General features: G+C 72.8%; 12 protein-coding genes. 6 read left to right on the forward strand and 6 right to left on the reverse strand.

The features are described 5' to 3' along the window. Positions 1-87: 87 nt before the first annotated feature. From EES43_RS12975 to EES43_RS12985, 3 genes are all read right to left on the reverse strand, one after another. Entirely contained in the window at positions 88-747 is a 660-nt protein-coding gene (locus tag EES43_RS12975; protein ID WP_124268870.1) for a DUF5063 domain-containing protein, read from the reverse strand. Between the two features lie 140 nt (positions 748-887). After that, positions 888-1487, reverse strand: a complete 600-nt coding sequence (gene recR / locus EES43_RS12980; protein WP_124268871.1) for a recombination mediator RecR — start codon at positions 1485-1487, stop codon at positions 888-890. A gap of 131 nt (positions 1488-1618) precedes the next feature. Then, positions 1619-1963 (reverse strand): YbaB/EbfC family nucleoid-associated protein, encoded by a 345-nt coding sequence (locus tag EES43_RS12985; RefSeq protein ID WP_124268872.1) that lies wholly within the window; start codon positions 1961-1963, stop codon positions 1619-1621. 368 nt (positions 1964-2331) lie between these two features. On the opposite strand from EES43_RS12985, the gene EES43_RS12990 reads away from it, so the two are divergent. Next, a complete protein-coding gene (locus tag EES43_RS12990) occupies positions 2332-3120 on the forward strand; it encodes an SLATT domain-containing protein (RefSeq protein ID WP_124268873.1) in 789 nt (262 codons plus the stop codon). 56 nt (positions 3121-3176) lie between these two features. Here EES43_RS12990 and EES43_RS12995 read toward each other — a convergent pair whose 3' ends face one another. The 3 genes from EES43_RS12995 to EES43_RS13005 all read right to left on the reverse strand — a co-directional run bounded on the left by EES43_RS12995 (position 3177) and on the right by EES43_RS13005 (position 6176). Further along, positions 3177-3827 (reverse strand): hypothetical protein, encoded by a 651-nt coding sequence (locus tag EES43_RS12995; RefSeq protein WP_124268874.1) that lies wholly within the window; start codon positions 3825-3827, stop codon positions 3177-3179. A 116-nt stretch (positions 3828-3943) separates the two neighbouring features. Beyond that, positions 3944-4687 (reverse strand): GntR family transcriptional regulator, encoded by a 744-nt coding sequence (locus tag EES43_RS13000; protein WP_124268875.1) that lies wholly within the window; start codon positions 4685-4687, stop codon positions 3944-3946. Between the two features lie 115 nt (positions 4688-4802). Further along, positions 4803-6176: an aspartate aminotransferase family protein gene (locus EES43_RS13005; protein ID WP_124268876.1), complete on the reverse strand. Its 1374-nt coding sequence runs from the start codon at positions 6174-6176 to the stop codon at positions 4803-4805. Between the two features lie 189 nt (positions 6177-6365). On the opposite strand from EES43_RS13005, the gene EES43_RS13010 reads away from it, so the two are divergent. The 5 genes from EES43_RS13010 to EES43_RS31300 form a co-directional block, all read left to right on the forward strand. Next, the gene (locus tag EES43_RS13010; protein WP_124268877.1) at positions 6366-7004 is read left to right on the forward strand and encodes a type 1 glutamine amidotransferase family protein; all 639 of its coding nucleotides are present in this window, start codon (positions 6366-6368) and stop codon (positions 7002-7004) included. After that, positions 7001-7498: a MarR family winged helix-turn-helix transcriptional regulator gene (locus EES43_RS13015; protein ID WP_124268878.1), complete on the forward strand. Its 498-nt coding sequence runs from the start codon at positions 7001-7003 to the stop codon at positions 7496-7498. The genes EES43_RS13010 and EES43_RS13015 overlap by 4 nt, the downstream gene beginning before the upstream one ends. A 271-nt stretch (positions 7499-7769) precedes the next feature. Further along, the gene (locus tag EES43_RS13020; protein ID WP_124268879.1) at positions 7770-9509 is read left to right on the forward strand and encodes a serine/threonine-protein kinase; all 1740 of its coding nucleotides are present in this window, start codon (positions 7770-7772) and stop codon (positions 9507-9509) included. Between the two features lie 77 nt (positions 9510-9586). Beyond that, positions 9587-10261 carry an MFS transporter gene (locus EES43_RS13025; protein WP_124268880.1) on the forward strand — a complete coding sequence of 225 codons (675 nt, stop codon included), beginning with the start codon at positions 9587-9589 and terminating at the stop codon, positions 10259-10261. A 64-nt stretch (positions 10262-10325) separates the two neighbouring features. Next, the coding region (locus tag EES43_RS31300) for a TetR/AcrR family transcriptional regulator (protein WP_241192405.1) at positions 10326-10699 on the forward strand (374 nt) is incomplete at its 3' end.

Here is a 10699-nt window from a genome sequence, read left to right on the forward strand (position 1 = left end):
GAGCTCAAGCCTCGGGGCGACCTGCGCGAACGCGAACACGTGCCCTACGCACATGCGCGTAGGGCACGTAGGGCACGGAGGGACCCGCTACTTCACCGGGCGCAGCCCCAGCGGTCCCGCGATCTCCTGGAGCATGACGCGGCCCGCCTCCTCGGCCAGGTTCTCCTCGCCCGGGTCCTGGTCGATGTCCAGGCCGTCCAGCTCCGCCAGCGGCTGACCCAGCCGGATGTGGGCCACCAGGGACTGGAGGGCGCGCAGCGCGGCGGAGGCGGTGGTGCCCCAGTTGGAGAAGTACGAGAACTGCCACCACCACAGCGCCTCGGCCGCGCGGTCCGCCTCGTAGTGGGCGAGGCCGTGGGAGAGGTCGGTGACCAGGTCGGCGAGGTCGTCGGAGATGCGGTGCGGGACGGGCGCCTTGCGCGGCTCGTACGGGTCGAAGACCTCGGAGTAGACGTCGATCGGCTCCAGGAGCGCCGCGAACCGCTCGCGCAGGCCGTCCGCGTCCGGTTCCGCGCCGAGGTCGGGCTCGTACCGCTCGTCCGGCAGGACGTCCTCGTACGCGCCGAGCCGGCCGCCCGCGAGCAGGAGCTGCGAGACCTGGAGGAGGAGCACCGGAACCGCTTCCTCCGGCTCCTCGACCTTGGACACCTCGGTGACCGCGACGATGAACGTCTTGATCTGGTCCGCGATCTGGACGGCGAAGTCGTCCGGGTCCTGCGTGACGGAGTTCAGCGTGGCGTCAGACATCGAGGTGACCTCCCGTGGGCGGGGTCGCGGACGGCGCGTGGGGCTCGGACGGCGCAAGGGGCTCAGGCAGCGCAAGGGGCCCGGACAGGACAAGGGGCCCGGCCAGTGAGAAAGGCCGGAACGGCACGGCGGCAGCGGCGTCAGACATCGAGCAGCCGCCTTCCTTCGAAGGCGCGGCCGAGGGTGACCTCGTCCGCGTATTCGAGGTCGCCGCCCACGGGCAGGCCACTGGCCAGGCGGGTCACGCGCAGCCCCATGGGCTTGACCATCCGCGCCAGGTACGTCGCGGTGGCCTCGCCCTCCAGGTTGGGGTCGGTCGCGAGGATCAGCTCCGTGATGGAGCCGTCCGCCAGCCGGGCCAGCAGCTCGCGGATGCGCAGATCGTCCGGTCCGACGCCCTCGATGGGGCTGATCGCCCCGCCCAGGACGTGGTACCGGCCTCGGAACTCGCGCGTCCGCTCGATCGCGACGACGTCCTTGGGCTCCTCGACGACGCAGATGACGCTCAGATCCCGGCGCGGATCACGGCAGATCCCGCACTGCTCCTGCTGGGCGACGTTGCCGCACACGGCGCAGAACCGGACCTTGTCCTTGACCTCCAGGAGGGCGTGGGCGAGGCGGCGTACGTCGGTGGGTTCGGCCTGGAGGACGTGAAAGGCGATCCGCTGCGCGCTCTTGGGACCGACGCCGGGCAGTCTGCCCAGCTCGTCGATGAGGTCCTGAACCACGCCTTCGTACAACGGAACGCCTCTCTTCGCTTCCTGCTCCGTACCGTAGTGGGTACGGGTCGGTACCAGTAGGGCTCAGTCCACGACCGGCCGGTTGAGAACGTCAGAACGTCACAGCGTCGGAACGCCGCAGCGTCGGAGCGTCAGAACGGCAGACCGGGAAGGGAGCCGCCACCGCCGAGGCCCTCCGCCAGCGGGCCGAGCTTCTGCTGCTGGAGCGCCGTGGCGTTCTCGTTGGCCGCCTGGACGGCCGCGACCACCAGGTCGGCCAGCGTCTCGGTGTCCTCCGGGTCCACCGCCTTCGGATCGATCACCAGGGCGCGGAGCTCGCCGGAGCCGGTGACGGTGGCTCGTACGAGACCTCCGCCCGCCTGCCCTTCGACCTCGGTCCTGGCGAGTTCCTCCTGAGCCGCCGCGAGATCCTGCTGCATCTTCTGGGCCTGCTGGAGCAACTGCTGCATGTTGGGCTGGCCACCACCGGGAATCACGGTCACTCCTGGCATTTCGACGACAAATGTTTCGGTACGCCGAGCCTACGTGCTCCCCGGTCACCGCGCTCCACCCGCCCGGGACCAACTCTTTCGGGTGAGATTGGGGCGCAGGCGTGAAGGCTCCTATACCTGACCAGGGCCCCTGCTCAGGCGGGATTCCCGCGATTGCGACTCCACGGCCCACCATTCGGCGGTAGGAAGGGCATGCGCACCGGTACGCGTGCGCACATCGTCGGTGACGCAGAGTTACACCCCTGGGCTTCTCGCGGGGTCGCTTCGGGCGCGCGGACCAACCGCCTCCCGAGCCGGCCCCGGAAAAGCAGTACGAGCCCGTCCCGTCCGTCACAGCGCAGAGGAGTGCCCCGGTGAGTCAGCCGGAGATGCAGCCCGAGGGGCCGCCCCGCAAGGAGACCGACGCGGGATCCGGTGAAAACGGAGTTGAGCGTTCCGCTTATGTCCTCCGTTCCGGAGCCCGCGACCTGACCGGACGCCCCTTCCCCCTCGGCGACTGGGCCGAACCCGCCGAACGGCTCGACGAGCTCTACCGCTGGGTGGAGTCGGACGCCCTGCGCACGGCCGACTGGTACCTCGACGACCGCGTCCGCAAACGCCGGGCCGCCCGCGCGCTGCGGATCGGCACCGCCGCCGGTGTGGTCGCCGGGGCCGGACTGCCGCTGCTCGACCTGACCGGCGCGCTGAGCGGATCCGCCGGGTGGGGCTATCTGTCGCTGCTGCTGGGAGCCGCCTGCATGGCCTGCGACCGGTACTTCGGTCTCACGTCCGGCTGGATAAGGGATCTCGCCACGGCGCAGGCCGTACAGCGGCGGCTCCAGGTGCTCCAGTTCGACTGGGCCTCGGAGTGCGTACGGGAGATGCTCGGGCCGACGGAGGGCACGGCCAGCGAGGCCGCCGAGCGGTGCCTCGGCGTGCTGCGGCGGTTCTCGGAGGACGTGACGGAGCTGGTGCGCTCGGAGACGGCGGACTGGATGGTGGAGTTCCGGGCGGGGCCCGCGCCCATGGGCACGCAGGCCCTGGTCACCGGCAGCGCCGGAGGGCGTACGGAGCAGGGCACGCCGCCCGGCCGGTTCTCGATGCCGTCGGTCGCGGCCCGGCCGAACATGCCGAGGCAGCGCCCGCCGGAGTCGCCCCGCTGAGGCGGTCGGAGACGCCGGGCGGGCCGGCGTCTCCGGAACCAGGCGTCTCCGCCCCGTCAGCTGAAGATGATCATCGAGCCCTGGGCCAGGCTGCGGGTCGCCGCCGCGTGCAGGCCGAGCCAGACGTGGCGCTCGCGGGCGAACGGACCGTCGTCGTACGGAACGGGGCTCGCCGGCTCCTCCAGGGCGGTGGGGCCCGAGGGAGCCTGCGGGGTGGCCGGCGGATTGGCCGGGTCGATGCCGATGGCGGGGGCGACGAACTCCAGCTCGCGGAGCAGCCCGTGGGCGGAGCCCAGCGGGCCGCCGCCCTCCAGGAGCGCGTCGGTGGAGAGCGGGGCCGGAAAGTCGACCGGGACGTACGCCCCGGCGTGGTCGTAGTGCCAGACCAGGTGCGACTGCTGCGCGGCCTGTTCGAACATCTCCAGCAACCGCTCGTACTCCCCGTCCAGGCCCGCGACGGGCGTGACGGCGAGGCCGCTCAGCTGGAGCAGGTAGGCGCGGCGCAGGAAGTGCAGCGCGTCGTAGTCGAAGCCGGCCACGGGGGCGACGTCCCCGGTGAGACCCGGCATGTAGGCGAAGACGGGCACGGACGGCAGTCCCGCGCCGTTCAGCGCCGCGTCGTAGACGGCGATCTCTTCGGCGAAGGGGTTGTCGGGGCTGTGGCACAGCACGTCGACGAGGGGGACCAGCCACAGGTCACAGGCCACGAAGTCTCGCTCTCCAACGGGTTCGGGCGATCGTCGGGACAGCGTAATGCGGGGCGCACCCCGCGCACAGTGCGCCGGACGGAGCGGTGGTGGGGCGGCTCAGGGCCGTCCGGCGGCTAAGGGCTGTCCCGCGATCCCTGGCGGGACAGCCCTGAGGGAGCCGGGGCGGGGCCGCCGGTCCTGCGGGCCGCCTCCTGCTCCGCGAGCCGGTCGGCCCAGGCGAGGGAGTGGCCGTAGTACGAGCGCATCATCGCCTGGACCTCGGCGTTGTCGCCCCGGGCGATGGCCTCGACCAGGTCCTCGTGGCCGAACCACAGCACGTCCCCGTCGGTGCGGCCGTCGCGCAGCCGGTGCACGGCGAAGACCCACGCCTGGACGCGGAGCTTGGCGAGGAAAGCGGCAATGTACGGGTTGAGGACGAACGCCCCCAGCTCCCGCCAGAAGCGCAGGTCGTACCCGATCAGTACGTCGAGGTCGCCGCCCTTCGCGGCGCGGACCGCCTCGGAGGCCCTGCGACGGATCGAGGCGAGCGCCTCGTCCTTGACGGAGGCGTGGTCGGCCGGGGCGCGGAAGATGCCTTCGACGACGAGCGAGCGGGCTTCGACCATGGCGCGGAAGTCGTCGACGGTGAACTCGCGCACCTGGAAGCCGCGGTGCTGGTCCGAGGTGAGCAGCCCCTGGGCGGAGAGGTCGAACAGCGCCTCGCGGACCGGGGTGGCGGACACCCCGTACTGCTCGGCTATCTGCTTGACGGTGAACTCCCGGCCCGGTGGCAGGCGTCCTGCCAGCACCTCGTCACGCAGCGCGTCGGCGATCTGCTGGCGCAGCGTACTGCGGGTCACACCTCCGCTCGCGCACATGACGGCCCCCTCCCGTTCGTCAGCCGTAATTCGGCTCGGGTCACCTTAAGCCAGGCGCCGTGCCCGTTTCCGGGCACGGCGGGGGCGTGCGGCGTACGGAGGCGTGGCCGGTCGGCTACACGGTGTACTCGTCGGCGACGGAGAGGGCGATGTCGAGGGCGGCGAGCCCTTCCTTCGCCTCCGCCTCGGTGATGTTGCAGGCGGGGACGGCGTGCGTGCGGTTCATGTTGACGAACGGCCACAGACCCTGCTTCTTCGCCGCCGCGCCGAAGGCGGCCATCGGGGCGTTGGCCTCGCCCGAGGCGTTGTACGGGACGAGCGGTTCGCGGGTCTCCCGGTCGCGGACCAGGTCCAGCGCCCAGAACGCGCCGAGGCCGCGGACCTCGCCGACGCACGGGTGGCGTTCGGCGAGTTCCCGCAGGCCGGGGCCGAGGACCGTCTCACCGATGCGGGCGGCGTGCTCGACGACCTTCTCGTCCTCCATCACGCCGATGGTGGCGACGGCGGCGGCGCAGGCCAGCGGGTGGCCGGAGTAGGTGAGACCGCCCGGGTAGGGGCGCTTGTCGAAGGTGGCGGCGATCTCCGCACTGATGGCGACGCCGCCGAGCGGCACGTAACCGGAGTTGACGCCCTTGGCGAAGGTGAGCAGGTCCGGTACGACGTCGAAGTGGTCGGCGGCGAACCAGGCCCCGGTGCGGCCGAAGCCGGCCATCACCTCGTCGAGCACGAAGACGATCCCGTACCGGTCGCAGATCTCGCGGACGCCGGCCAGGTAGCCGGGCGGCGGCGGCATGATGCCCGCCGTGCCCGGGATGGTCTCCAGGACGATCGCGGCGATGGTGGCCGGTCCCTCGAAGGCGAGGGTGTCCTCCAGGTGCTGGAGCGCGCGGGCGCACTCCTCGCTCTCGTTCGCGGCGTGGAACGGGGAGCGGTAGAGGAACGGGGCCCAGAAGCGGACGACGCCCGCCGAACCGTTGTCGGAGGCCCAGCGGCGCGGGTCGCCGGTGAGGTTGATCGCCGTGGAGGTGGCTCCGTGGTACGAGCGGTAGGCGGAGAGCACCTTCGTACGGCCGGTGTGCAGACGGGCCATGCGGACGGCGTTCTCGACGGCCTCGGCGCCGCCGTTGGTGAAGAAGATCTTGTCCAGGTCGCCCGGAGTGTGTTCGGCGATGAGGCGGGCTGCCTCCGAGCGGGCCTCGATCGCGAACGCGGGCGCGAAGGTGGCGAGCTTCCCCGCCTGTTCCTGGATCGCGGCGACCACGGTCGGGTGCTGGTAGCCGATGTTGGTGAAGACGAGGCCGCTGGTGAAGTCCAGATAGCGGTTGCCGTCGTAGTCCCAGAAGCAGGACCCCTCGGCGCCGGCGACGGCGAGCGGGTCGATGAGGCCCTGGGCGGACCAGGAGTGGAACACGTGCGCGCGGTCCGCGGCCTTCACGGCCGCACCGGCCGCGGGGTCGGCGTACGGGGCATGAGGGGCATGAGGGGTCATGCGGCGAGCGTAGGTGCTGGTGGAGGGCGACTCCATGGCCACGTTGTACGGCATGGGGCGCGCGGATCGGCAAGGTGTCGGGTCCCTGAGACGGTCCCCGAGATCCCGCCATTTGACAGCATGCTGTCGTTATGACAGCCTTCTGTCATCAAGGGATTTCGCGAGGCGTCAAGAGTTGAGGAGATCGCGATGAGCACGGTGAACGCGACGAGCACGACCAGCGCGACGAGCACGGCGACCGGCAGGACCGTTCATCTCGCCGTGTACGACACCTTCGCCGACTGGGAGACCGGGCACACCACCGCCCATCTCGCGCAGAACGGCCTCACCGTGCGGACGGTCGGGCCGACCCGGGAGGCCGTGACGAGCATGGGCGGCATGCGGGTGCTGCCGGACCTCGCACTGGCGGAGCTGCGCCCCGAGGACAGCGCGCTGCTCGTCCTCCCGGGCGCCTCCCTCTGGGACGCCGGTGACGATCTGGCCCCCTTCGGCCGCGCGGCCCGCGCGTTCCTCGACGCGGGTGTGCCGGTCGCGGCGATCTGCGGGGCGACGGCGGGGCTGGCCCGGGAGGGCCTGCTGGACGACCGGGCGCACACCAGCGCGGCCCCGTTCTACCTCGCGGCGAGCGGATACGCGGGCGGTGAGCGGTACGTGGAGGCCGACGCGGTCTCGGACGGCGGGCTGGTGACGGCCGGGCCCACCGAGCCGGTCGCGTTCGCCCGGGAGGTGTTCACGCTGCTCGGCGTGTACGGGCCGGAGAAGCTGGACGCCTGGTTCCGGCTGTTCCACGACTCGGACGCGAGCGCGTTCGCGGTGCTGGAGGGATGAGCGCGGTGGACCGGGGCGCGGCCGGGCGGGCGGAGCGGGACGCGCTCAGCCGTACGGCGCTCACCGTGTTCCGGCTGAACGGCCAGTTCCTCGGTGTGGCCGACGAGTTGGCCCGGCCCGGCGGGCTGACGGCGGCGTGGTGGCAGGTCCTGGGCGCGGTGCTGCCCGAGCCGTTGCCGGTGGCCGGGATCGCGCGGGCCATGGGGATCACCCGGCAGAGCGTGCAGCGGATCGCGGACCTGCTGGTGGCGAAGGGGCTCGCGGAGTACGCGGAGAACCCGGCCCACCGCCGCGCCAAGCTGCTCCGGCCGACGGACGCCGGACGGGCGGCGGTGAGCCGGATCGACCCGGTCCACGCCGCGTTCGCCGCCCGGCTGTCGGCGGAGCTGGGCCCGGAGGAGTTCGCGGAGACGGTGCGGGCGCTGGAACGGCTGTCGGCCGCGATGGAGAAGCTGGCGGACGTGGGGCCGCCTGACGGAGCCGGGGACGCCTGACGGGCGCGGGGAGACCTGGCAGGCGGGAGACCTGGCGGGCGCAGAGCCGGTCGGCGCGAGCGGGGCCGTCTGACGGGCGCGGAGCCCCTGACCGGTCCGGGCAGACCTGACGGCCCGTCCGGCGCCTGAGTGGACAACCAGTGCGCCCCCGCCAGCCCGGCAGTCGACGGCGTAACTCGCGTGCCCGAAAGCGGTGTAGCGCCCGGGGAGCCCGCGAACTCCTCAGGCGACGGCGCTATCCTCGTGCGGGCTGCTCGCGGGAGGGACTGCCATGGAAAAGCTCGGGGCCGACGACCCGCACCGCATCGGTGCCTACCGCCTGCTGGGCCGCCTCGGCGAGGGCGGCATGGGCCAGGTCTTCCTCGCCCGCTCCGACCGGGGCCGCACCGTCGCCCTCAAGCTCGCCCGCCGCGAACTGGCCGAACGGCCGGAGTTCCGCGCCCGCTTCCGCCAGGAGGTCCGCGCCGCGCACCGGGTCGGCGGCGCCTGGACCGCTCCGGTCCTCGACTCCGACACCGAGGCCCCCGTCCCGTGGGTCGCCACCGGTTACGTCGCCGGGCCCTCCCTCCAGCGCATCGTCTCCGGCCGCCCCGGGCTGCCCGTCGCGGCTTCGGGCGCGTACGGACCGTTGCCGATACGTTCCGTCCAGCTCCTCGGCTCCGGCCTCGCCCACGCCCTCCAGCACATCCACGGGGCCGGGCTGATCCACCGGGACCTGAAGCCGTCCAACGTGCTGATGACGATAGACGGGCCCCGGGTGATCGACTTCGGGATCGCCCGCGCTCTGGAGTCCGTGTCCGACGGCGATCTCACCCGCACCGGAGCGCTCATCGGCTCGCCCGGGTTCATGGCGCCGGAGCAGGTGCGCGGCGAGCGCGTGACGACCGCCTGTGACGTGTTCTGCCTGGGCTCCGTCCTCGCGTACGCGGCGTCCGGCCGCCTGCCCTTCGGCTCGGCGGAGAGCGGCGGGGTGCACGCGCTGATGTTCCGGATCGCTCAGGACGATCCCGACCTGACCGGCGTTCCGGCCGAGCTGGCCGACGTCGTACGCGACTGTCTGGCCAAGGACCCGGCGGCCCGGCCCGGCACGGGCGCGATCCTGGAGCGGCTGGGCGAGGCACTGGCCGACGAGCCGTGGCTGCCCGCCACCCTCATAGCCCAACTGGGCCGCCACGCCGTCGAGTTGCTTGACGCGGAGGACCCCGAACCGGCAGCGCCGGACGCCCACGCCGGGCCCGACACGGCCGCCCCGCCTCCCTTCTCCACCCCGCCCTCCTTCTCCACTCCCCCTCCCTTCTCCGCCACCCCTGCCACCCCTGCCGCCGCTGCCGCCGCTGCCGCCGCTCCGGCACCGGATGCCGCACCCGCACCCGCACCCGCACCCGCACCCGCACCTCACGAGGCGTACGGCCCGCCGCTCAGCGGCCCGGACCCGCAGCAGCCGTACTTCGCACCCGTCCCCGTACCCGACCGCGAGCGCCGCTCCACCGGGGGGACGATCGCGCTCGTCGCGGTCGCCGTGGCCGTCGCGATCGGAGCGGGCGGTTCCGTGTACGCGTTCATGAACGGCGACCGGACCACGAGCAGTTCCTCCGGCGCGACAGCGGGCGGGAACGGCGGGAACGGCGGGAACGGCGGCGGCACGAACGAGCCGGACGCCATACCCGGCGACTACCTGGGCACCTGGACCGGTACACGGTCCGACCCGGGAGCGCCCACCCGGAAACTGACCATCCGCCAGGGCGGTGTCGGCGACCAGGTCCTCTCGCTCACCGTGAAGGGCCCGCTCGCCTCCGGCGACACGTTCCGCTGCGAGTTCACCGCTCGGCTGGCCTCCCGCCCCACCGCCGCCGGCACGGTCCGCATCGGCCCGTCCACGGTGTCCTCCGGCGAGCCCGCCTCCTCCTGCTCCCCCGGCACGGCCACGGAACTGACCCTCCTCCAGGACGGCACCCTGCGCCGGTCGCCGACGGGAGCGGGCCAGAGCCTGATCTACACCAAGTCCGACTGAGCGGACGGCAATGCCGGCTGCGTACCGTCGCAGCGCCCCGGTGCTGTCGCCGCGCCCCCGGCCCGGAGGAGCCCGCCATGTGGTCCGTACTGTCGCCCGAACCGCCCGTCGGCTTCATCGTCTGGAGCCTGCTGGGACTGCTCTTCGCCGCCGTGCCGCTCATCGTCTGGAGCCGCGTCGCCCGGACCGAGGGCGTGGGGCTCGCGGTCGGCGCGGCCCTGCTGGGCGCGGGCGGCCTGCTCGTCGCCGTCCAGCACGGGGGCGTCGACGCCGTGCCACGGGCCGACGCCCATCTCCTGTTCACTCTCGCCGCCCCGCTCCTCGTCACGTTCGGCGTCCTGCTGGAGAAGGGGCAGGAGGGACCGGCGTCCGAGGAGTGGAGCGCGCGCCGCGGTACGGCCGTCGGCGTGCTCGGGACGCAGTTCGCGCTGACCCTGGCCGGCTCCTTCCTCTACTTCCTGGCCGGCTCCGGCGCGTCCGTGCCTCCCGCCGGGGCGGTGCCCGACCTGCCACCGGGCCTCACGGTGCTCTCCGAGGGGAGCGGTTGCGGATCGTCGATCTGCTCGCGCATCGTGACGGTCGGCAGCCGGGACGGCCTCTCGCAGGCCGAGATCGTCCGCAGGCTGGACCGCCCGCGCGAGACCTGCCGTCCGAACGGCTGGCTGCTCGACCGGCGCCCGCTGTGCACCGGAGTCATGGCCACCGGCAAAAGGGTGCAGCTCTACGTCAGCCTCGGCGACCTTGTCGGCTGACCCCGGCCGCGCCCGCCCTATGCTGCGGAGGAAGAGACGAGCGGACCGACCGAGGAGGCTCCGGGTGGCGACAGGGCGCACCGATCCCGAGCGGCGGGACCGGATCATCGACGCGGCACTCGACCTCATCGTCGACGAAGGCGTCGCGGGCATGTCTCACCGGAAGGTCGCGGCCCGCGCGGGAGTCCCGCTCGGCTCCATGACGTACCACTTCGCCGGCATGGACGACCTGCTCCAGGAGGCGTTCACCCGGTTCTCCAACACGATCATCGCCGTCTTCGAGGATCGCCTCGGCGCGGCCACCACGCCCGACGAGGCCCGCACGGCGGTGGCCGACCTCGTCCACCACCTCTCCGGCGGCAACCAGCGCGAACTGATCCTCACCCACGAGCTGTACACCCTGGCCGCCCGGAAACCGGCCTACCGGGAACTGACCCG

The organism is Streptomyces sp. ADI96-02 (genome assembly GCF_003846185.1).
Lineage (GTDB): Bacteria > Actinomycetota > Actinomycetes > Streptomycetales > Streptomycetaceae > Streptomyces.